This is a genomic window from Streptomyces sp. NPDC002403 (assembly GCF_053593015.1).
In genome coordinates this window covers 58170-79288 of sequence record NZ_JBSFBQ010000030.1, presented here as the reverse complement: position 1 = coordinate 79288, position 21119 = coordinate 58170, and the positions used below count along the sequence as shown (strand labels likewise).

Annotated in this window: 18 protein-coding genes; 9 read left to right on the top strand and 9 right to left on the bottom strand. The window is 72.3% G+C overall.

Features of this window, described 5'->3' with window-relative positions; genetic code table 11:
• Positions 1-7 precede the first annotated feature (7 nt).
• On the bottom strand, positions 8-4675 hold the full coding sequence (locus ACWCPY_RS28000) for a DEAD/DEAH box helicase (RefSeq protein WP_451269496.1): 4668 nt from the start codon (positions 4673-4675) through the stop codon (positions 8-10).
• A gap of 81 nt (positions 4676-4756) precedes the next feature.
• On the opposite strand from ACWCPY_RS28000, the gene ACWCPY_RS27995 reads away from it, so the two are divergent.
• The 3 genes from ACWCPY_RS27995 to ACWCPY_RS27985 are packed head-to-tail and all read left to right on the top strand — an operon-like array spanning position 4757 to position 6763.
• Positions 4757-5626 (top strand): AraC family transcriptional regulator, encoded by an 870-nt coding sequence (locus tag ACWCPY_RS27995; RefSeq protein ID WP_451269494.1) that lies wholly within the window; start codon positions 4757-4759, stop codon positions 5624-5626.
• Between the two features lie 10 nt (positions 5627-5636).
• The gene (locus tag ACWCPY_RS27990; RefSeq protein WP_451269492.1) at positions 5637-6461 is read left to right on the top strand and encodes an AzlC family ABC transporter permease; all 825 of its coding nucleotides are present in this window, start codon (positions 5637-5639) and stop codon (positions 6459-6461) included.
• Entirely contained in the window at positions 6458-6763 is a 306-nt protein-coding gene (locus tag ACWCPY_RS27985) for an AzlD domain-containing protein (protein ID WP_403770337.1), read from the top strand. The genes ACWCPY_RS27990 and ACWCPY_RS27985 overlap by 4 nt, the downstream gene beginning before the upstream one ends.
• A gap of 351 nt (positions 6764-7114) precedes the next feature.
• Here ACWCPY_RS27985 and ACWCPY_RS27980 read toward each other — a convergent pair whose 3' ends face one another.
• Entirely contained in the window at positions 7115-8029 is a 915-nt protein-coding gene (locus ACWCPY_RS27980; RefSeq protein ID WP_451269489.1) for a hypothetical protein, read from the bottom strand.
• A gap of 79 nt (positions 8030-8108) precedes the next feature.
• Here ACWCPY_RS27980 and ACWCPY_RS27975 point away from each other — a divergent pair, with 79 nt between their 5' ends.
• The 5 genes from ACWCPY_RS27975 to recX all read left to right on the top strand — a co-directional run bounded on the left by ACWCPY_RS27975 (position 8109) and on the right by recX (position 12732).
• On the top strand, positions 8109-8303 hold the full coding sequence (locus ACWCPY_RS27975) for a DUF3046 domain-containing protein (protein WP_451269487.1): 195 nt from the start codon (positions 8109-8111) through the stop codon (positions 8301-8303).
• A 115-nt stretch (positions 8304-8418) separates the two neighbouring features.
• Positions 8419-9678, top strand: coding sequence for an AI-2E family transporter (locus tag ACWCPY_RS27970; RefSeq protein WP_451269485.1), 1260 nt, complete (start codon positions 8419-8421; stop codon positions 9676-9678).
• A 224-nt stretch (positions 9679-9902) separates the two neighbouring features.
• Positions 9903-10628 carry a class I SAM-dependent methyltransferase gene (locus tag ACWCPY_RS27965; protein WP_451269483.1) on the top strand — a complete coding sequence of 242 codons (726 nt, stop codon included), beginning with the start codon at positions 9903-9905 and terminating at the stop codon, positions 10626-10628.
• A 247-nt stretch (positions 10629-10875) separates the two neighbouring features.
• Complete coding sequence (gene recA, locus ACWCPY_RS27960; protein ID WP_451269481.1) at positions 10876-12003, top strand: recombinase RecA; 1128 nt, start codon at positions 10876-10878, stop codon at positions 12001-12003.
• A 3-nt stretch (positions 12004-12006) separates the two neighbouring features.
• The gene (gene recX / locus ACWCPY_RS27955; protein WP_451269479.1) at positions 12007-12732 is read left to right on the top strand and encodes a recombination regulator RecX; all 726 of its coding nucleotides are present in this window, start codon (positions 12007-12009) and stop codon (positions 12730-12732) included.
• A gap of 169 nt (positions 12733-12901) precedes the next feature.
• Here recX and ACWCPY_RS27950 read toward each other — a convergent pair whose 3' ends face one another.
• Entirely contained in the window at positions 12902-13564 is a 663-nt protein-coding gene (locus ACWCPY_RS27950; RefSeq protein ID WP_451269477.1) for a DUF6197 family protein, read from the bottom strand.
• Between the two features lie 303 nt (positions 13565-13867).
• Between ACWCPY_RS27950 and ACWCPY_RS27945 the strand changes: the two genes are divergently transcribed.
• Complete coding sequence (locus tag ACWCPY_RS27945) at positions 13868-16408, top strand: FtsX-like permease family protein (protein ID WP_451269475.1); 2541 nt, start codon at positions 13868-13870, stop codon at positions 16406-16408.
• 82 nt (positions 16409-16490) lie between these two features.
• Here ACWCPY_RS27945 and ACWCPY_RS27940 read toward each other — a convergent pair whose 3' ends face one another.
• The 6 genes from ACWCPY_RS27940 to ACWCPY_RS27915 form a co-directional block, all read right to left on the bottom strand.
• Positions 16491-16898 carry a rhodanese-like domain-containing protein gene (locus ACWCPY_RS27940; RefSeq protein ID WP_451269473.1) on the bottom strand — a complete coding sequence of 136 codons (408 nt, stop codon included), beginning with the start codon at positions 16896-16898 and terminating at the stop codon, positions 16491-16493.
• Positions 16895-17476, bottom strand: a complete 582-nt coding sequence (locus tag ACWCPY_RS27935) for a cysteine dioxygenase (protein WP_451269471.1) — start codon at positions 17474-17476, stop codon at positions 16895-16897. The genes ACWCPY_RS27940 and ACWCPY_RS27935 overlap by 4 nt, the downstream gene beginning before the upstream one ends.
• A 73-nt stretch (positions 17477-17549) precedes the next feature.
• Positions 17550-17621 (bottom strand): putative leader peptide, encoded by a 72-nt coding sequence (locus ACWCPY_RS27930; protein WP_309544753.1) that lies wholly within the window; start codon positions 17619-17621, stop codon positions 17550-17552.
• 47 nt (positions 17622-17668) lie between these two features.
• Complete coding sequence (locus ACWCPY_RS27925; protein WP_451269469.1) at positions 17669-19282, bottom strand: FAD-dependent monooxygenase; 1614 nt, start codon at positions 19280-19282, stop codon at positions 17669-17671.
• 245 nt (positions 19283-19527) lie between these two features.
• A complete protein-coding gene (locus tag ACWCPY_RS27920; protein WP_451269467.1) occupies positions 19528-20424 on the bottom strand; it encodes an amino acid ABC transporter permease in 897 nt (298 codons plus the stop codon).
• Entirely contained in the window at positions 20421-21086 is a 666-nt protein-coding gene (locus ACWCPY_RS27915) for an amino acid ABC transporter permease (protein WP_451269465.1), read from the bottom strand. Before ACWCPY_RS27915 ends, ACWCPY_RS27920 begins: the two co-directional genes overlap by 4 nt.
• Positions 21087-21119 lie beyond the last annotated feature (33 nt).

Below are 21119 nucleotides of genomic sequence, written 5' to 3'. Positions count from 1 at the left end.
CCGTGGGTCAGGCGCGCAGGCGGAGCCCTCTCGGGGTGGCGAGGAAGCCGGCCGCCTCCAGCGTGCGGCCGAGGGGGGAGGTCAGGGACGGGGCGCCGTTGGTGCGCTCGACCGTGACCGTGCCGAGCGCTCCCGCGCGGGCGGCCGCCGCCAGCGCCCCCGCCGCCGCGAGGAGGGCAGGGTCCTCGGGGTCGGTGGGCCAGGCGAGCAGCGTCTTGCCGCCGCGCTCCATGTACATCGCCAGCTCGCCGTCGACCAGCACGACCAGGGCGCCCGCCTTGCGGCCGGGCTTGTGCCCGGCGCCGTCCGGCGGCTCGGGCCAGGGCAGGGCCGCTCCGTAGGCGTTGGCCGGGTCCGCCGCGGCGAGGACCAGGGCACGGGTCGAGGCACCCGGCTCCGCGCGGTCGCGGGCGGTGGACGTGGCGCGCAGCCGGTCCACCGCCCCGTCCATCGCGAACTGTGCCGCCCCCAGCCCCTCGACGACATAGCCGCGCCGGGCCTGCCCGTTGTCCTCGAAGGCGGACAGGATGCGGTACGTCGCGGAGAAGCCGCCCTCTACGCCCTCGGCCTGGACCGCGCCGCGGGTCACCACCCCGTGGCGGTCCAGGAGCGTGCGGGCCAGGGCGTGCGCACGGTGTGTGGGGTCGGGTTCGGTGGCGGGCAGCAGGGACCATCGGCCCGAGACGGTGGGCGGGCCGGTGCGGGACGCGGGCCGGGCGGCGGCGGTGAGCGAGCCGTAACGCCCGCGCGGGACACTGCGTCTGGCGCGGTGGGCGGTCGATCCCGCCGTGCGGCCGGAGCCGAGGAGCGAACGCAGCGGGGCGAGGGTGTCATTGGTGAGCCGGCCCGACCAGGCCAGCTCCCAGATGGCATCGGCCAGTTGCGGATCGGTGCAGTCCGGGTGGGTGGTGGCCCGGACCTGATCGGCGATCTGCCGGAAGAACAGGCCGTATCCGCCGCTCAGCGCGGTCAGGACGGATTCGTGCAACGCGCTGAGTTCCAGCGGGTGCGGGGGCGGGAGGAGCAGGGGCGCGCTGTCGGCGAGGTAGAGGGACAGCCAGCCGTCCTTGCCCGGGAGGGCGCCCGCGCCGGCCCAGACGACCTCGCCGGTGGTGGTCAGCTCGTCGAGCAGCGCGGGGGTGTAGCCGGTGACCCGGCCAGGCAGGATCAGCTTCTCCAGCGCCGACGCCGGGACGGGCGCGCCCTGCAACTGCTCGATGGCGCGGGCCAGTCCGTCGATTCCGCGCAGGCTGTTGCTGCCCAGGTGCTGCCACTGCGGAAGGAAACCGGCGAGCGCGGCGGGCGGGACCGGCTCAAGCTCGTGGCGGAGCGCGGCGAGCGAACGGCGGCGCAGGCGGCGCAACACGGTGGCGTCGCACCACTCCTGGCCGATGCCGGCGGGATGGAACTCGCCCTGGACGATCCGGCCGGACGCGGCGAGCCGTTGCAGCGCCCCGTCCGTGACGGCGGTGCCGAGACCGAAGCGGGCGGCGGCCCCGGTGGAGGTGAACGGGCCGTGCGTACGGGCGTATCGGCCGAGGAGGTCGCCCAGGGGGTCCTTCACCGGTTCGGTGAACGCCTCGGGGACGCCGACCGGCAGGGCGGTGCCCAGAGCGTCCCGCAGGCGGCCCGCGTCCTCGATCGCGGCCCACTGGCCGGCCCCGCCGATGCGGACGCGGATGGCCCGGCGGGCCGCGGACAGCTCGGGAGCCCACGACGGGTCGGCGCCCCGCTCCGCCAACTCCTCGTCGGTGAGCGGGCCGAGGACCCGGAGCAGGTCGGCGACGCCTTCTACGTCCTTGATCCGGCGGTCCTCGGTCAGCCACTGGAGCTCCTGCTCCAGCCCGGTCAGGACGTCCGCGTCGAGCAGCTCGCGCAGCTCCGCCTGGCCGAGGAGCTCCGCCAGCAGATGGGAGTCGAGGGAGAGGGCGGCGGCCCGCCGTTCGGCCAGGGGCGAGTCGCCCTCGTACAGGAACTGGGCGACGTAGCCGAACAGGAGCGAGCGGGCGAAGGGTGAGGGCTCCGGGGTGGTCACCTCGACCAGCCGGACGCGGCGTGCTTCGAGGTCGCCCATGAGTTCCGTGAGCCCGGGGACGTCGAAGACGTCCTGGAGGCATTCGCGGACCGCCTCCAGGACGATCGGGAAGGAGCCGAACTCCGAAGCGACCTGGAGCAGTTGCGCGGCGCGCTGACGCTGCTGCCACAGCGGGGTGCGTTTGCCGGGGCTGCGGCGCGGCAGCAGCAGGGCGCGGGCGGCGCACTCCCTGAACCGCGAGGCGAACAGCGCCGAACCGCCGACCTGGTCGGTGACGATCTGACCGATCTCACCCTGGTCGAACGTCACGTCCGCCGCGCCGACGGGCGGTTGTTCGCTGTCGTACGAGAGGCCCGGCAGTGGCGCCGGATCCTGGGCCGGCCCTTCGGAGAGATCCTGCGCGGGATCGAAGTCCAGAAGGTCCAGGCCCATCAGATCGGCGTCGGGCAGCCGCAGCACGATGCCGTCGTCGGCATGCATCACCTGGGCGTCCATGCCGTACCGCTCGGCGAGGCGGGCGCTCAGCGCCAGCGCCCACGGCGCGTGCACCTGCGCGCCGAACGGGGAGTGGACCACGACCCGCCAGTCGCCCAGCTCGTCGCGGAAACGCTCGACGAGGATGGTCCGGTCGTCCGGCACGTGGCCGCAGGCGCGGCGTTGTTCGTCGATGTACGACAGGGTGTTGTCGGCGGCCCAGGTGTCGAGACCGGCGGCGAGCAGCCGCGCGCGGGCGTCCTCCTGCGACAGCCCGCCGATCTCGCGGAGGAACGCCCCGAGCGCACGCCCCAGCTCCAGCGGGCGGCCCAGCTGGTCGCCCTTCCAGAAGGGCAGCCGGCCGGGAACACCGGGGGCGGGCGAGACCAGGACCCGGTCGCGGGTGATGTCCTCGATCCGCCAGGACGTGGTGCCGAGCGTGAAGACGTCGCCGACCCGGGACTCGTACACCATCTCCTCGTCGAGTTCACCGACCCGGCCGCCGCCCTTCTTGGGGTCGGCGCCCGCGAGGAAGACCCCGAAGAGCCCCCGGTCGGGGATCGTCCCCCCGGAGGTGACGGCGAGCCGCTGCGCGCCCGGGCGGCCGGTGACCGTGCCGGCGACCCGGTCCCAGACCACGCGCGGGCGCAGCTCGGCGAAGGCGTCGGAGGGGTAGCGGCCGGCGAGCATGTCCAGCACGGCGGTGAACGCGGACTCGGGCAGTGAGGCGAAGGGCGCGGCGCGGCGGACCACCGCCAGCAGGTCGTCCACCTGCCAGCTGTCCAGGGCGACCATGGCGACCAGCTGCTGGGCCAGCACGTCCAGCGGGTTGGACGGGACCCGGAGCGCCTCGATGGAGCCCTCGCGCATCCGCTCGGTGACCACGGCCGCCTGCACCAGATCGCCCCGGTACTTCGGGAAGACCACTCCGGTGGAGACCGCGCCGACCTGATGCCCGGCCCGGCCGACCCGTTGCAGGCCGGAGGCGACCGAGGGCGGCGACTCCACCTGGATCACGAGGTCGACCGCCCCCATGTCGATGCCCAGCTCCAGACTGGAGGTGGCGACGACGGCCGGCAGCCGGCCCGCCTTGAGGTCCTCCTCTACCTGGGCGCGCTGTTCCTTGGAGACCGAGCCGTGGTGGGCGCGGGCGAGGAGCGCGGGGGCGCCCTTCGCCGTACCGGACTCGGCCATGATCTCGGCGGGGGAGTGGGACTCGGCGATCGTCTCGCCGGTGAGCCGCTCGTACGCGATCTCGTTGAGGCGGTTGCACAGCCGCTCGGCGAGGCGGCGGGAGTTGGCGAAGACGATGGTGGAGCGATGCTGCTGGACCAGGTCGACGATCCGCTCCTCGACATGGGGCCAGATCGACGGCTTGTCCGCCTGGCCTGCCTGGTCGGGGTCGGTGGCCGGGGAGCCGCCGAGCTCACCCAGGTCCTCGACCGGCACGACCACCGACAGGTCGAACCGCTTGGTGGACGGCGGCTGGACGATCTCCGCCTTGCGCCGGGGTGAGAGGAAGCGCGCCACCTCGTCGACCGGACGGACCGTCGCCGACAGGCCGATCCGCCGGGCGGGACGCGGCAGCAGCTCGTCGAGACGCTCCAGCGTCACGGCGAGATGGGCGCCCCGCTTCGTGCCGGCCACGGCGTGCACCTCGTCGAGGATCACCGTCTCGACGCCGGACAGCGCCTCCCGGGCGGACGAGGTCAGCATCAGGAACAGCGATTCGGGCGTGGTGATCAGGATGTCCGGCGGCCTGGTCGCCATCGAGCGGCGCTCGGCGGGCGGGGTGTCGCCGGAGCGGATTCCCACCCGGACCTCGGGCTCCGGCAGCCCGAGGCGCACCGACTCCTGGCGGATACCGGTCAGCGGGGAGCGGAGGTTGCGCTCGACATCGACCGCGAGCGCCTTGAGGGGCGACACGTACAGCACCCGGCAGCGCTTCTTGGGCTCGGCGGGCGGGGGGACGGACGCCAGGGTGTCGAGCGCGGCGAGAAACGCGGCGAGGGTCTTGCCGGAGCCGGTCGGCGCGACCACCAGCACGTCCGAACCCTCGCCGATCGCGCGCCAGGCGCCCTCCTGCGCGGCGGTGGGCGCGCTGAAGGCACCCGCGAACCAGCTTCGGGTGGCGGGTGAGAACGAATCGAGCGCTGAGCCGGCCATGTCCCCCATCGTGCACCCCGCCACTGACAACGGCCCCGACCGTCCTCGGCGGCCCCGCCCCGGAGCTGCGAGAATTCGTTCATGGCGGTGAGACCGGAGTCGGGGACGGGGGAGTGGGCGAGGTACTGGCAGTACGCGGAACTGCCCGACCTCGATCTGCTGCGTGCCCGTTACGTGCGTCACGCCTTCCCGCGCCACAGCCACGAGGGCTATGTCTTCGGCACCATCAGCCATGGAGTGGAGGACGTCGGGCTGCCGGGCGGCACCGTCCACGCCGGCCCCGGCACCGTGGTCATGATCAACCCGGAGGTTCCGCACACCGCCCGCGCGGGTGTGCCCGAGGGCTGGGTGTACGCCACGCTGTACCCGTCCTCACAGGTCATCAACGACATCGCGGCCGATACGACGAGCCTGCGCGGCACGGTCGGATTCAGTGAGGCCAGCGTCGTGGACCCGCACGCGGCCCGGCTGATCGGCGAGGTCCACCGGGCGGCCGAGGAGGGCAACGCACTCGCCGCCGACACGGTGCTGCGGGTCATGGTCACGCGGCTGCTCAGCCGGTACGGCAGTGCGCTGCCCGTCCGCGCGCCCCGCTCCGCCGGTGCGCGCGACGCGGCGCGGGCACGCGCCGTGCTGGAGGGCAGGATGGCGGCGCCGCCCACCCTGGAGGCGCTGGCCGCGGAGCTCGGCACCAGCCCGTTCGCGCTGCTGAGGGCCTTCAAGAAGCAGTACGGGATGCCGCCGCACGCCTGGCTCACCGATGCCCGGGTGCGGGCGGCGCGTCGGATGCTCGACGCGGGGACGGCGCCCGCGCAGGCGGCCGCCGAGGTCGGTTTCACCGACCAGCCGCACCTCAACCGTCACTTCACCCGGATCGTGGGAGTGCCACCCGGCGCGTACCAGCGCGAACGTGCAAGAACGTACAAGACCGGTCCCGATCTGCCCACGTAGCGTTCCGGTCGTGGCAGAACAGATAACACTCCCAGAGGACGTCGGCGAATCGGCCGACGCACCCCACGGCACCGCGCCCGGCCCGGGCGCGCGGCGGGGCGCGACGGAGACAAGGCCGGACGCGACCGTGACGAAGCCGGACGCCGCCGTCGTACGCGATGCGCTCGGGGTCGGCATAGCCGTCGGCCTCTCCGGCTTCGCCTTCGGCGTGACCTCGGCCGGTTCCGGACTGAGCCTGCTGCAGACCTGTGCGCTCAGCCTCGCCGTCTTCACCGGTGCCTCGCAGTTCGCCCTCGTCGGGGCCCTTGCCGCGGGTGGCAACCCGTACACCGCGGCTGCCGGGGCCTTCTTCCTCGGCGTACGCAACTCGTTCTACGGCCTGCGGCTCTCGCAGCTGCTCGCGCTGCCGCGGGCGCTCCGCCCCTTCGCCGCCCAGTGGGTCATCGACGAGACGACCGCGGTGACCCTGCCGCAGCCGACCCGGCGGGCGGCACGCATCGGCTTCACCGTCACCGGGCTGACCCTCTACGTGCTGTGGAACCTGACCACGCTGCTCGGCGCCCTCGGCGCCAAGGCGCTCGGCGACACCGACACCTGGGGACTGGACGCCGCGTCACCCGCCGTCTTCCTCGCCCTGCTCGCCCCGATGCTGAAGAGCACCACCGAACGCGTCACCGCCGCGATCGCCGTACTGCTCGCGCTCGGCCTGCTGCCCGTGCTGCCGGCGGGCGTCCCGGTCCTGCTGTCCGCGCTCGCCGCGCCCGCCGTCCTCTTCCTGAGCGGACGCCGCAAGGGCACGGACGGGGCAACGGCCACCACGGAGGAGAACCGATGAACGTCTGGATCGCCATCGCGCTGACCGCCGCCGGCTGCTACCTCGCCAAGCTGCTCGGACTGCTGGTGCCCGCCGGGGTGCTGGAGCGCCCGCTCGTCCAGCGCCTCGCCGCGCTCCTGCCCGTGGCGCTCCTGGCCGCCCTCACCGCGCAGCAGACCTTCGGCGACGGGCAGCACCTGACACTGGACGCCAGGGGCGCGGGGCTCGCCGCGGCGGCGCTCGCGCTGGTCCTGCGCGCACCCTTCCTCGTGGTCGTGGGCTCCGCCGTGGCCGTCACCGCAGGAGTACGTGCCCTCGGCTAATGCCTTCGTTCGGATCAGGCCGGACCCTGCGGGCCCGGCATGATCCGGACGAGAGGCCCGGTGCCTGTTCCGTCTCAGTGCACGGCCGGCGGGGGCTCCGTCACGCCCAGCCGTGCCGTGTCCCGCTCCGGACGCAGGAAGCACACGGCGAGCACCCCGGCGTTCCCGACGCCGGAGGCCGCCCCCGAGGCGTCGCGGACGGCCGTGGAGATCCTCCGGGCCGACCGGCCTCGACCCGTCCGGCACCACGCGGCGCCGCGCTCGCCATGGCGGCCCTGCTGCGCGACACCGCCGCCGGGCCCGGCGGCGCGTTCGCAGCCGGCTGACCGGCACCCGCACCGGCTACGGGGCTCAGTCGAGGCCGCGTCCGTGGGCGCGCAGTGTCAGAAGGGCCTTGAGCGTCACGATGGGCCGCCCCTCCAGCGCCGTCCCCGGTGCCCACTGCCGCCAGTTCACCGGCCAGCCGCCGTCCGCCTGCTGCTCGGCCGCGAGATGGTCGAGCGAGCGGGACAGCTCCTCGTCGGTGAACCAGTGACGGGCGAGCGACCCGGGCGTACGGGCGTAGTCGTACGGAAAATGCTGCTCGCCCGGCGCGTATCCGGCCGCCACGGGGTACTCGGCGCGCCGCTCCGGATCCAGTACCGCGAGTCGCTGGTCCCGCACCAGCCGCCCGAGCCGGTCGGCCGACGCCTGAGCCCGCGCCCGGTCCGGAGCACCGTCCAGAAAGGCGATCGCAGCCTCGATCTCGTAAGGATGCGACTGCTCCAGGGCGTCCACCGCCGCCCAGCAGAAGTCGGTGGCCCGGAAGAGCCAGGCGTGCCACACCGCGTTGCGGTGCAGGAGCCCGACGACGGGGCCGGTGGTCAGCAGCTCCGCGGGAGGATCGTCGACGATCGGGATGAACGGCGCGGCGGGGTAGTCGCGCTGCGTCGGCAGAAGAGCGGGCAGCGCGCCCTCCTTGGTCGACACCTCGGTGAGGAAGCGGCAGATCCGCTCCACCCGCAGCCCGTCGCAGCGCCCGATGGAGTCCAGCACACTGAGCGCGTGCGCGGTGTGCAGCGGCTGACTGACGGGGCCGCGCAGGTCGGGTTCGAGCGCGTTCCCGTAGCCGCCGTCCTCGTTCAGATAGGCGGCGAGCGCGGTTTCCACGGCGTCCGCACTTCCTTCCAGGAAGTGATGGGCGAACCGCCGCTGTTCCAGGACACGGGCCGTGAGCCAGATGAACTGCTCGGCGCGATTGAGGGGACTTGTTCCGGTTCCAGCCATGGACCGACCGTAGGGCGGTAAGCGCTCTCGACAAGACGTAGCGGCCCGGCTGCACTCTCAGGAGCGCGATACTGAGGTCATGCGGTTGACGATTTTCTGGGAACGGATGGCGGACCACTTCGGCGCGGGGTACGCCGACTCCTTCGCGCGCGATCATGTGATGGCCGAACTCGGCGGGCGGACCGTGCACCAGGCACTGGCCGCGGGCTGGGAGACCAAGGACGTCTGGCGCGGAGTCTGCACGGCGGTCGGCATCCCCGCGGACAAGCGCTGAACCACGCCCGCCCACGGCCGGACCTGCACCGATTTCCGGCCCCGTCGGCTGACGGACCCGTGCTGTTGTCCGGGGTGGGCGGTTGGCTGTCACCGCCGTAGGCGAGACTGGAACCGTGGCACCGACAGACGAGACAGCGCAGACCCAGCCGCCTTCCACACCACCCGTCCCGCCGGCCGCGCCGCCCGCCGCGTCCGCCGACGCGGGGCCGGTACGCATGCCCGCGTGGCTGCCGCGTGCCATGGTGCTCGCCCTGGCGCTCTACGCCTGCTACCGGCTCGGCAGCTGGGCGTTCGACCAGCTCATCGGGTTGCTGATCAATGTTCTGATCGCGTTCTTCCTGGCGCTCGCCATCGAGCCGGCGGTGAGCCGGATGTCGGCACGCGGCATGCGCCGCGGCCTCGCCACCTTCCTGGTCTTCCTCGTGGTGCTGATCGCCGGGGTGGGCTTCGTCGTGCTGCTCGGCTCGATGCTCGCGGGCCAGATCGTCGACATGGTCGAGGAGTTCCCGAAGTATCTGGACTCGGTGATCAACTGGGTCAACCAGACCTTCCGCACCGACCTCTCCCGGGTCGAGGTCCAGGACAGCCTGCTCCACTCCGACTGGCTGCAGAAGTACGTCCAGAACAGCGCGACCGGTGTGCTCGACATCTCCACCACCGTGCTCGGCGGGCTGTTCCGACTGCTGACGATCTTCCTGTTCTCCTTCTACTTCGCGGCCGACGGTCCCAGGCTGCGGCGCGCCCTGTGCTCCGTGCTGCCGCCCGCCAGGCAGGCAGAGGTCCTGCGGGCCTGGGAGATCGCGGTCGACAAGACCGGCGGTTACCTCTACTCGCGCGGTCTGATGGCCCTGATCTCCGGGATCGCGCACTACATCCTGCTCGTGATCCTCGGCGTTCCGTACGCGCCCGCGCTGGCCGTCTGGGTCGGGCTGGTCTCCCAGTTCGTCCCCACGATCGGCACGTACCTGGCAGGCGCCCTGCCGATGCTGATCGCGTTCACCGTCGACCCCTGGTACGCGGTGTGGGTGCTCGGCTTCGTCGTGATCTACCAGCAGTTCGAGAACTACGCCCTGCAGCCCAAGCTCACTTCCAGGACCGTCGACATCCATCCGGCGGTCGCCTTCGGATCGGTCATCGCGGGCACGGCCCTGATGGGCGCCGTGGGCGCGCTGATCGCGATCCCGGCCGTCGCCACGCTCCAGGCTTTCCTCGGCGCGTACGTGAAGCGGTACGACGTGACGGACGACCCGCGGATGCACGGCCGGAGCCGACGGCGCGGCGAGCCGGTGCTCACACGGCTGCGCAGCGCCTGGCGGACCTCCGGCGACGGAGCGGGCGGCGTCGGGGAGCGGGAGGAGCCGGGGCGCGCCTGACCGCGCCGTCGGCAGGGCTGCCCGGGGCTGCTCGGGGCCCGTGTCGCCCCGGCGACCAGAGCCGCCATTGTCGGCCGGGGCCGCCATGGTCCTGTGACAACGAGGATCGATCTCTGCCGTCGAAGAACGCAGGGAAGCTCGACCGGTACGGAGGGCCGGTGCCGCAGGAGAACCCCGGCGAGACCCGGTAGCCTTCGGGCCCGGCTCTGCATACGTTCGGCAGCATGGCTGACGACTGTTTCGCGCATCCACGACTCGCCGCCCTCTACGATCCGCTCGACCCCGACCGCAGCGACCTCGATGCCTACCTGCGGATGGCAGAAGAGTTCGAGGCACAACGAGTACTGGACATCGGTTGCGGCACAGGAGTGTTCGCGCTTCTCCTGGCCGGCCGTGGGACCGAGGTCGTCGGCGTGGATCCCGCCCGGGCGTCCGTCGACATCGCTCGGGCCAAGCCGGGCAGTGGGCGAGTGCGCTGGATCTGCGGCGACGCGACAGACCTCCCACCGCTGCAGGTCGACCTCGCGACGATGACAGGGAACGTCGCCCAGGCCATCGCTGATCCGCGGACATGGCACAAGACACTGCGGGGAGCCCGCGAAGCGCTGCGGCCGGGCGGGCGTCTGGTCTTCGAGACGCGCGATCCGGCCGGATGCGCCTGGGAGGAGTGGACCCGCGAGAACTCCTACCGCCTGACCGAGATCCCGGGGCCCGGCCCCGTCGAGAGCTGGGTTCAGCTGATCGAGGTGAGCCGGCCTCTGGTGACTTTCCGCTGGACCTGCAGGTTCGCGCTGGACGGACAGGTGCTGACGTCCGATTCGACGCTGCGCTTCCGTGAGCGGGAGGAAGTCGAGCGGGACCTGGACGCGCACGGATACGTGGTGGACGACGTTCGGGATGCGCCGGACCGCCCGGGGAGGGAATTCGTCTTCCTGGCGCGACGTCCGTGATCTTCGGTGGTCCATGCCGCTCGAGGTTCGACGGCTCAGCGCGGCCGTTCTCGGGGTGCGGGAGGGCCCGGCGTGGTGCGCTTGACACCAAAATCGAACATCCATTCTCATGGGATTCCGGCCGGGTTTTCCCGGGCCCGACCGTGGAGTTGTCCACAGGCCGGGAGGACGTCGAGGCCCATTGTCAGTGGCAGGGGTTAGCGTCTTTGACGTGAAGCGATCGACTCAAGCAAATCGGGTGGAACCCATGGCAGGAACCGACCGCGAGAAGGCGCTGGACGCCGCACTCGCACAGATTGAACGGCAATTCGGCAAGGGCGCGGTGATGCGCCTCGGTGAGCGGCCGAACGAGCCCATCGAAGTGATCCCCACCGGGTCGACCGCCCTCGACGTGGCCCTCGGAGTCGGCGGCCTGCCGCGCGGCCGTGTGGTGGAGGTGTACGGACCGGAGTCCTCCGGTAAGACGACGCTGACGCTCCACGCCGTGGCGAACGCGCAGAGGCTCGGCGGCTCGGTCGCCTTCATCGACGCGGAGCACGCCCTCGACCCCGAGTACGCGAAGAAGCTCGGCGTCGACATCGACAGCCTCATCCTGTCCCAGCCGGACAACGGCGAGCAGGCCCTTGAGATCGTGGACATGCTGGTCCGCTCCGGTGCCCTCGACCTGATCGTCATCGACTCCGTCGCGGCGCTCGTGCCGCGTGCGGAGATCGAGGGCGAGATGGGCGACTCGCACGTGGGTCTGCAGGCCCGTCTGATGAGCCAGGCGCTCCGCAAGATCACCAGCGCGCTCAACCAGTCCAAGACCACCGCGATCTTCATCAACCAGCTCCGCGAGAAGATCGGTGTGATGTTCGGCTCGCCGGAGACCACGACCGGTGGCCGGGCGCTCAAGTTCTACGCCTCGGTGCGCCTCGACATCCGCCGGATCGAGACGCTGAAGGACGGCACCGACGCCGTCGGCAACCGCACGCGCGTCAAGGTCGTCAAGAACAAGGTCGCGCCGCCCTTCAAGCAGGCCGAGTTCGACATCCTCTACGGCCAGGGCATCAGCCGCGAGGGCGGCCTGATCGACATGGGCGTGGAGCACGGCTTCGTCCGCAAGGCGGGCGCCTGGTACACGTACGAGGGCGACCAGCTCGGCCAGGGCAAGGAGAACGCCCGCAACTTCCTCAAGGACAATCCCGATCTCGCCAACGAGATCGAGAAGAAGATCCTGGAGAAGCTGGGCATCGGCGTCCGGCCCGAGGACAGTGCTGCCGAGTCCGGGGCGGACGCGGCAGCGGGTGGCGCGGCTCCGGCCGACAGCGCGAAGCCGGCGGCCGCTCCGGCCGGCAAGGCCAAGCCGGCCAAGACCGCGGCGGCCAAGAGCTAGGCCGTGACGCGTCGTACGGAGTGGCCGGTCAGCGCCACTGACCATCACACCGGTCCCGGCCATGAATTCGCCGCCGGGCACATGGCCGAGTCCGAGGATGCGTACGAGCCGGAGACCGGTCGCGGCCAGGGCTCGGGCGCCGGATTCGGCGAGGGGGCGGGCCGCCGTGCCCGCTCCCGTACCAGGAGCAGCGGTTCCTCCTTCTCGTCGAGGGCCGAGAAGGGGGAACCGCGAGACCCGGTCGAGCAGGCGCGCAATATCTGCCTGCGGCTGCTCACCGGGACCCCGCGGACCAGGAAGCAACTCGCGGACGCCCTGCGCAAACGGGAGATCCCGGACGAGGCGGCCGAGGAAGTGCTCTCGCGCTTCGAGGACGTCGGATTGATCGACGATGCGGCGTTCGCGGACGCCTGGGTGGAGTCCCGCCATCACGGACGCGGACTGGCCCGCCGCGCTCTTGTCCGTGAGCTGCGCACCAAGGGCGTGGACTCCGCGGTGATCGACGAGGCCGTCGGGCAGCTGGACTCCGAGCAGGAGGAGACGACCGCCCGCGAGCTGGTCACACGCAAGCTGCGCTCCACTCGCGGCCTGGACCGGGACAAGCGGCTGCGCCGCCTCGCGGGCATGCTCGCGCGCAAGGGGTACGGGGAGGGCATGGCCCTGCGCGTCGTGCGACAGGCGCTGGAGGAAGAGGGCGAGGACACGGAAGGACTGGACGAGCCCTTCTGATCGGGGTCGTACCGGTGGGGGCATGCGGGGGATCCCGGGGAGCGCCGGTCGCCGGGGAGGACAGCCACAGGGTCGCGAAGTGCGCAGGGGCCGGGGGGAGGGCCGTGTGGCGGGGCAGCGCCTCGGGTACGTCCGCCGGGGGGCGGGCGGGCCGCGGGGGAGGCGGTGATCACTGCCCGGCGCGGGCGGCGCGGATGATGGTGGCGTCGATCAGGGCGAGCGCATCCGCGGCGGTGCGGCCGGGGCAGCGGTTCCAGGGCCCGATCAGCCCGGTCCAGCCCCGGGAGCGGAGCTCGGCGAGGAGCCAGGCGCCGGCCCGGTCCACGGTGGCGAGGGAGCCGTAGCCCAGCCGGTGTGCGGTGAGGAGGGCGCCGCAGATGCACCGTGCGCCGCGGGCGTTGCGAAGCCGGTACGGGGTGTTCTGCCAGCCCCATTCGGTCAGGATCCGCCGCGCGTGGGCGAGATGTGTGGAGGGCCGCACCTCGGGCTGGCCGATGCGGCGCCAGGAGTGGAGCCGGTCCGGGAGGACCGCGCCCAGACGCCCGGGAAGCGGCCGTTCGCGCGGCGCGGCCGCGGGCAGGGCGCGGACGGAGTCGGCGATGAGCTGGTCGACCGGCACGGACAGCAGATCGCGCCAGTCGGCAGGCCGACGCTCGGGCAGTGGCTCCGCGACGCCGGGGGAGGACGGCACTACCGGGGAGAGGGAGGACTGCCGTACGGGGTCGGGGGCCGTTGCCTCCCAGCCGGTGATGATCCGCTGCCACGCCTCGGTGTCATGGAGACGAGCGGCCTGGGCATCCAGCTGATCGGGGGTGAGGGTGGGGGTCGGCATGGGGGAGAGGCCTCCGTCACATCGGTCCTTGGCGTTGAGGTGAATGTCCGCCGGCCACGGGGATAGCTCCACCGGAGCGTGGCGTTCGGGTGTGTCGGGGCGGATTCGGGGGAACGGCCGGCGGCATACGGGGGGCAGCCCCCCGACCGAACACACAGGCACGCTCCAGTGCGCGGGCACCCATGCACAGAGCACTGTGTGACGCATGACGGAGCAAGCCGCACACCCGGCCCCGCCCGGGGCTCCGCCGCCGCCCCCGACCGCGATGCCGAAGCGCGACCACAGAAGAGAGACGGACGCACGATGATGCTGCGCTATGCCTTACAGACGATCCGGGACCGCAAGGGCGGGTTCCTCGGCGCCTTCCTGGCTCTCCTGTGCGCCGCCGCCCTGATCACCGCCTGCGGCACGCTGCTGGAGACCGGCCTGCGCGGAAGGATCGCCACCGAGCGCTATGCCTCCGCGCCGCTCGTGGTCTCGGCCGACCAGAACGTCCACCGCACCACGGTCAAGCACAAGGGCAAGGGAAAGACCAAGGTCAAGCACAAGGCGAAGCCGGTCGCCGAGCGTGCCTGGCTCCCCGCCACCGTCGCCGGCCGGGTCGCTGACCTGGAAGGCGTGGGCGAGGTCGTACCCGAACTGACCTTCCTGGCCCGGCCCGTGGACCGGCCCGTCTCCCGTCCCTCGTACGGCCACTCCTGGGCCTCCGCCCCGCTCACTCCCTTCCGTCTCGTCTCGGGCCGGGCCCCCACTGCCGGTGCCGACGTGGTGATCGACCGGGCCCTCGCCGAAGAGAACGGCCTGAAGCCCGGGGACCGGCTCGTCGTGCAGTCGACCAGCGCTCCCCGCCCGTACCGCATCAGCGGCATCGCGGCCCCCGCCGGGCGGAGCGACCTCCGGCAGCAGACCTCGCTCTTCTTCTCCTCCGCCGAGGCGGAGCGCCTCGCCGCCCGCCCCGGCCGGATCGCCGCTCTCGGCGTGACACCCGCGCCCGGCACCGACCTCACGCAGCTGAAGCACCGGGTCGAGCAGGCGCTCAAGGGCACCTCCGCCCGGGTCGCCACCGGCGAGGCCCGGGGCCCCGTCGAGTTCCTGGACGCCGCGGGCGCCCGGATCAAGCTGGTCTCCATGGGAGGCGCCATGGGCGGCACGTCCCTCCTGGTCGCGATCCTCGTCGTGGTCGGCACCTTCGCCCTCTCCATCCAGCAGCGCCACCGCGAACTGGCCCTGCTCCGCGCCATCGCCGCCACCCCGCGCCAGATCCGCCGTCTCCTCGGCCGTGAGGCCCTGGCCGTCGGAGCCGTGGCCGGTGTTCTCGGCGCGCTCGCCGGACTGCCCCTCGCCGGCTGGCTGCACGGTCGATTCATCGACATGGGTGCGATTCCGGTCACTCTGGAACGCACCGCGGGCATCTTCCCGGCCTGCGCGGCGCTCGCCGTCACCCTGGCCGGTGCCTGGGCGGCGGCCAGGATCTCCGGCCGCCGTATCGCCCGCATCAGGCCCGCCGAGGCCATGGCCGAGTCCGCCGTGGAGCGCGGCCCGGCCCGGGGCCGGACCGTGGCGGGTCTGGTGCTGCTCGCGGGCGGAGCCGCTCTCGTCGGCGTGCTGAGCGTGCTGCGCACCGAGGCCGCCGCGACGCCGGTCACGTTCCTCGCCGTCGTCGTATCGGCCACGGCCGTGTCACTGCTGGGGCCGTACCTGGTGAGGTTCGCGTCCGTGCTGCTCGCGGGGGTGCTGCGACCGGCGGGTCCGGGGGGACCTCTGGCCACCGCGAACATCCGCGGGAACTCCGCCCGGATGGCTTCCGTCGTCACCCCCCTCACCCTGCTCATCGGGATGACCTGCACGGTCCTCTTCGTCCAGCCGACCCTCGGGGACGCCGCCCGCGCCCAGGCCCGCGACGGCGTCCGTGCCAGCTGGGTCCTGGCCGCGCAGGGACCGGGCGTCCCGTCCGAGGCCGCCGGGGCGGTCCGCGGGGCTCCGGGTGTCACGGCGGCCACGGAGGTCGTGCGGACCACCGTGCGCGTCGGCCTCGACAAGTACCAGGCCCAGGGCGTCACCCAGGCCGGTCTCGCCCGCACCTGGGACCCGGACGTCACGAGCGGATCGCTCACCGCCTTCTCCCGCGGCCGCGACACCGCCGCGATCAGTGAACTCGCCGCCGACCGGCTCGGCCTGCGCCCCGGCAGTGTGCTGAAGCTCCACCTCGGCGACGGCACCCCCGCGACTCTCACCGTCGCCGCCGTCTACCGTCGCGGGCTGGGCTTCGGCGACCTGACGCTGCCCCACGACCTGCTGGCCCGCCACATGGACAACCCGCTCGCCGCCACCGTCCTGGTCGCCGGGTCCGGCAGCCGTGACGTACTCACCGCCGCGGTCGAGCAGTTCCCCGGCGTCTCCGTCATGTCACCCGAGACCGCCGACCGGCTCCAGGCGGACCGGCAGCAGGAGAACGCGGCGGTCAATTACCTCGCCATGGGCCTGATCCTGGCCTTCACCGCCATCGCGGTCGTCAACACCCTCGCCATGTCCGTGTCCGAGCGCTTCCGGGAGTTCGCCATGCTCAGGCTGGCCGGTGCGACCCGGCGGCAGGTCATGAGGATGCTCCGCGTCGAGGCCCTGTCGGTGCTGCTGATCGCCGCGGCCCTCGGCAGCGGAATCGCGCTGTCCGTGCTGACCGCCTTCAGTATCGGCATGACCGGCAGCGCGGCACCCACCGTTGTGCCACTGGTGTACGCGACGGTGGTGGGCGCCGCCGGGCTGCTCGCACTGGCCGCCACCGCGCTGCCCGGCAGGCTCGCGCTCAGGATCCGGCCGGTGGACGCGGCCACGTCCAGGCAGTGACCTCCTTTGACGGAAACCGGTTTTGGGGCCCTTCGACAGGACCCCGGAACCGGGCCGTCCCCGGCACACCGGGCCCGTCCGCTCACACCTCGACCGGCAGCCCCGCGGCACGCCATGCCTGGAACCCGCCGATCAGGTCCGTCGCCCGGTCCAGCCCCAACTGCCGCAGGGACGCGACCGCAAGGCTCGACGCGTAACCCTCGTTGCAGACCACCACGATCCGCAGATCGTGGCTCACGGCCTGCGGGACCCGGTGGCTTCCCCACGGGTCGAGCCGCCACTCCAGCTCGTTGCGCTCGACGACCAGCGCCCCCGGAATCAGCCCGTCCCGCTCCCGCAGCTCCGCGTAACGGATGTCCACGAGCAGCGCACCGTCTGCGGCGGCGGCCGCCGCCTCCCGCGGGCCGACCCTGACGTACCCCGCCCGGACCCGCTCCAGCAGCTCGTCGATCCCGACCGGCTCCGTACCGCCCGGGCCGACGGCACTCACTGCCAGTCCTCCGGCCGCTCGACCTGTTCGAGGCGGAGCAGGTCGCCGGTGCGGCTGTAGCGCCGGATCCGCGGCAGGGGCGGATAGTACGCGTGGACGGAGACGGCGTGCTCCGTGGCGGACTCGTTCAGTACCTCGTGGACATGGTGGCGGCCGAACGCCCGGCCCTGGCCGGTGGCCAACTCCCGGGACCGGTCGATTCCTTCGGTGAGTTCGAGGGTCTTCCAGCCGTCGGTGGGCAGCCGGGCGGCCAGCGACAGCTCCTTGAGTGCGCCGGCCGCGGTGGTGAAGGCTCCGATCGAGTCGGCGTGGTCGTGCCAGCCGGTGCCGGTCCCCGGAGGCCAGCCGATCAGCCAGGCCTCGCTGCCGCCGGGGCCTTGGAGCTGGATCCAGGTGCGGCCGTCGGGATCGAGGGGGAGCGAGGCGACGATCTCGGCGTCGGCGGCGACACGGCGGACGAAATCGAGCAGTTCCGCAGCCGTGGGACCGGCACCACCGGCGGAGGGGGATGTGTTCGCGGAGGCGGGCCCGGACTCGGGCGCAGGCGTGGGTACGGGGAGTGAGGCAGGGGTGGACACGGAGACCGTCCTGAGGGTTCGCGCGGATGCCCGCCCGTGCGACAGCGCGCACGGCGGGGCAGGGGAAGGCGATTCAGCAGGACGGCCGACACACGCAGCCCGCATAGCGGACGAGGTCCATATGGACCCTCCGCCACAGGCGCACATCGGTGTCGGTCACGGTTCGGAGTACACCATGTGCGTCCGCAGCGGTCAATTGATGCCCGCAGTCCGGTCGGAACGTACGGCGGTGTGCACCGCTCCGCCCCGTACCGCGTCCGCCGCCGCGAAGAGCTCCCGGGGCCGTACCCCGCCGAACGACGTCACGAGGTGCCCGTCCGGTCTGACGAGCAGCACGGTGTGGGCCGACGCCCCCGGGTAGCTCTCGGTCACCAGCAGCTCCCCCTTCACCGGCAGCGCGTCGACGGCCGCGGCGAGGCGGGGCATGACACCGGCGGTCATCCAGTGACGCCGGTCCCACACCCCTGTTCCGGGCGCCACCAGGACCACCAGCAGATTCCCCTGCCCCAGCCGCTCCCGGAGCCGCGCGGTCGTGCCGTCGGGCGCCGTCACCCGCACATCGGTCACCGGCGCACCGGGGGGCGTACCCACAGATGTGTGCGCCTCGGCGCGTGGGGGCGCAAGGGGCGAATGCGAGTACGAAGGGGGCGCACCGAGGGGGCCACAGCCCAGATGTCCGTCGGTGAGCAGCGAATCGTGCCCCCGTGCGCTCCCCGGGACCAGGGTCCGCAGCCCCTTGCCGCCACGCAGTATCGGCAGCGACTGGTCCGCGGCGCGAAGCCGCGAGGCGACCGCGGCCCGGCGCTCGGCCTGGTAGCTGTCGAGCAGCACGTCGGAGGCGCCGTGGTGCCAGTCCTGGGCCAGCTTCCAGGCCAGGTTCTCGGCGTCCCGCAGCCCCTCGTCGAGGCCCTGGGTGCCCAGCGCGCCCAGCAGATGCGCGGCGTCCCCGGCCAGGAAGGCCCGGTCGACCCGCCAGCGCAGGGCGAGCCGGTGGTGCAGCGTGTACACGCCCGTGTCCAGCAGCTCGTACGGCGGTGTCTCGCCGCACCAGCCCGCCAGGGTGTCCCGGACCCGGGTGATCAGGGCGTCCGGGGTGACCAGTTCGCCGCGCGGTGGCAGCAGCCAGTCCAGCCGCCAGACGCCGTCCGGCAGCGGACGCGCCGTCACCTCGGCGCCGCCGGTGCGCCACGGCGGCAGCCGGTGCAGCACGGCCTGCCCGGGCCAGGGAAGCTCGGTCCGCAGCGCCGCGACGGCATGCCGCTCCACCGCCGTACGGCCGGGGAACCGGATGTCGAGCAGCTTGCGCACGGTGGACCTGGCACCGTCGCAGCCCACCAGATAACTCCCCCTCCACCAGGTCGCGTTCGGCTCCCTGGTGTGCACGGTGACGCCGGTGGAGTCCTGCTCCAGCGTATCGATCCGGCTGTACGGGGCCACCCGCACCAGCTCCTGCGCGGCCACCGCGTCCCGCAGGCCGCGCGCCAGGACGTGCTGCGGCAGATGGACGGGGGCCGACGACGGATCGCCCTCGGGCGAGTCCTCGCCGAGCGGCAGCTCACGCACCAGTTGCCTGCGCCGCATCGACCGCCACCCGGACCACCGCATCCCCTCGTGCCGGAGCGCCTTGCACCCCAGCCGCTCCACCATCGCCGCAGTGTCCTCGCGCAGCACCACGGTGCGGGCCGGGCGTGTCTCGTCCTTGCCCGGGTCCTCGTCGAGCAGGACGGAGGGAACGCCTTGCGCGGCCAGGGCGAGCGACAGCGCCAGACCGACGGGCCCGGCGCCGACGACGATCACCGGGTCCACGGGGCGGCTCCTCGAATCCGTGCGAACGAGGCCGAGGACGCGAACGGTGCCGGGGACGCGGACGGAACGGGCACGCGGCGCGGAACGGGGGTAGGCGGCGGAGGAGGTGTGGCGGCGGGGGCGGGGGGCGCGATCACAGAACGTATGCAACCTACTGCCGGTGCTTGCGTCAAGCGACACCGGAAGGCGGCGAGGGGCGGTGGCTCATCTGCCACCGCCCCTCGGGAACTCCGTGCGACGAGCCGTCAGGCGCGTCCGTCGTCGACGACGAGCGACGGCGTACCGATGGTCTCCGGTGCGCCCCCGGGCGTGGTGCCCTTCGCCTTCTTGTTGCGCCGGAGCCACCGCTCCAGCCGGCTCGCGAAGGAGGTGAGCGCGAAGTTCAGCGCGACGAAGATCACGGCCACGATGGTGAAGCACGCGATGGTGTTGGCGCCGTAGTTCGCGCTCATCGGGCGGACCGAGGCCAGCAGCTCGGGGAAGGTCATCATGGCGCCGCCGAGCGCGGTGTCCTTCACGATGACGACGAGCTGGCTGACGATCGCCGGCAGCATGGCCGTCACCGCCTGCGGCAGCAGCACGGACAGCATGATCTGGCTCTTGCGCATGCCGAGCGCCTTGGCCGCCTCCGCCTGGCCCTTCGGCAGGGTCTCGATCCCGGCCCGAACGATCTCGGCGAGGACCGAGAAGTTGTACAGCACCAGTCCGGTCACCACGGCGTACAGCGGACGCACATCGGTGTCGATGGTGGTGTACTCCGCGTACACCGCGTTGGCGGTGATCATCAGGATCAGCACCGGGACGGCACGGAAGAGCTCCACGACGAAACCGGCCGGCATCCGCACCCAGCGGTGGTCCGAGAGCCTGCCGATACCGAACAGGGCGCCCAGCGGCAGCGCGATGATCAGGGCGAAGAACGCTGCCTTGAGCGTGTTCTGGAAGCCCGGCCAGATGTACGTCTCCCACGGCTGGGAACTGGTGAAGAAGGGCTTCCACTTGATCCAGTCGAGCTGGTGCTTCTCGGCCAGGCCGTCGTACACCCACCACACCACGGCCGCGGCGCACAGCACGAACAGCACCGTGTAGAGGATGTTGCGCTGCTTGGCGCGGGGGCCCTGGGCGTCGTAGAGGACGGAACTCATCGCTTCACCGCCACCTTCTTGCTCACCCAGCCGAGGATCAGGCCGGTCGGGAGGGTCAGGACGACGAAGCCGAACGCGAAGACCAGCGCGATCAGGATCAGCTGGGCCTCGGCCTCGATCATGCCCTTCATCAGGTAGGAGGCCTCGACGACGCCGATCGCGGAGGCGACCGTCGTGTTCTTCGTCAGCGCGATCAGCACGTTGGACAACGGGTTGACCACCGCACGGAACGCCTGAGGAAGGATGATCAGCCGCAGTACCTGCGTGAAGCTCAGCCCGAGTGCCCGCGCCGCCTCGGCCTGGCCGACCGGCACCGTGTTGATGCCGGAGCGCAGCGCCTCGCAGACGAAGGCGGCCGTGTAGGCGACCAGGGCGAGAACGGCCAGCCTGAAGTTGATGTCGTCGATGACATCGGCGCCGAGCGAGATGTTCAGCGTCTGGTTCAGACCCAGCGACGAGAAGACGATGATCACGGTCAGAGGAATGTTCCGGACCACGTTCACGTACGCCGTGGCGAAGCCGCGCATCAGGGGGACCGGGCTGACCTTCATGCCGGCCAGCAGCGTTCCCCATATGAGGGAGCCGAGGGCGGAGTAGACGGTGAGCTGCACCGTCACCCAGAAGGCCCCCAGCAGGTCGTAACCTTCAAGAAAGTCGAACACGATCTCCCGCGCTTCCGCGTGTAGGAGGGCACG

What these genes read in the sequence shown, in the direction of transcription:
- ACWCPY_RS28000 (WP_451269496.1), bottom strand. Translation starts at nt 4,675, where the DNA reads ATGGCCGGCTCAGCGCTCGATTCGTTCTCACCCGCCACCCGAAGCTGG.
- ACWCPY_RS27995 (WP_451269494.1), top strand. Translation starts at nt 4,757, where the DNA reads ATGGCGGTGAGACCGGAGTCGGGGACGGGGGAGTGGGCGAGGTACTGG.
- ACWCPY_RS27985 (WP_403770337.1), top strand. Translation starts at nt 6,458, where the DNA reads ATGAACGTCTGGATCGCCATCGCGCTGACCGCCGCCGGCTGCTACCTC.
- ACWCPY_RS27980 (WP_451269489.1), bottom strand. Translation starts at nt 8,029, where the DNA reads ATGGCTGGAACCGGAACAAGTCCCCTCAATCGCGCCGAGCAGTTCATC.
- ACWCPY_RS27975 (WP_451269487.1), top strand. Translation starts at nt 8,109, where the DNA reads ATGCGGTTGACGATTTTCTGGGAACGGATGGCGGACCACTTCGGCGCG.
- ACWCPY_RS27965 (WP_451269483.1), top strand. Translation starts at nt 9,903, where the DNA reads ATGGCTGACGACTGTTTCGCGCATCCACGACTCGCCGCCCTCTACGAT.
- recA (WP_451269481.1), top strand. Translation starts at nt 10,876, where the DNA reads ATGGCAGGAACCGACCGCGAGAAGGCGCTGGACGCCGCACTCGCACAG.
- ACWCPY_RS27950 (WP_451269477.1), bottom strand. Translation starts at nt 13,564, where the DNA reads ATGCCGACCCCCACCCTCACCCCCGATCAGCTGGATGCCCAGGCCGCT.
- ACWCPY_RS27945 (WP_451269475.1), top strand. Translation starts at nt 13,868, where the DNA reads ATGATGCTGCGCTATGCCTTACAGACGATCCGGGACCGCAAGGGCGGG.
- ACWCPY_RS27920 (WP_451269467.1), bottom strand. Translation starts at nt 20,424, where the DNA reads ATGAGTTCCGTCCTCTACGACGCCCAGGGCCCCCGCGCCAAGCAGCGC.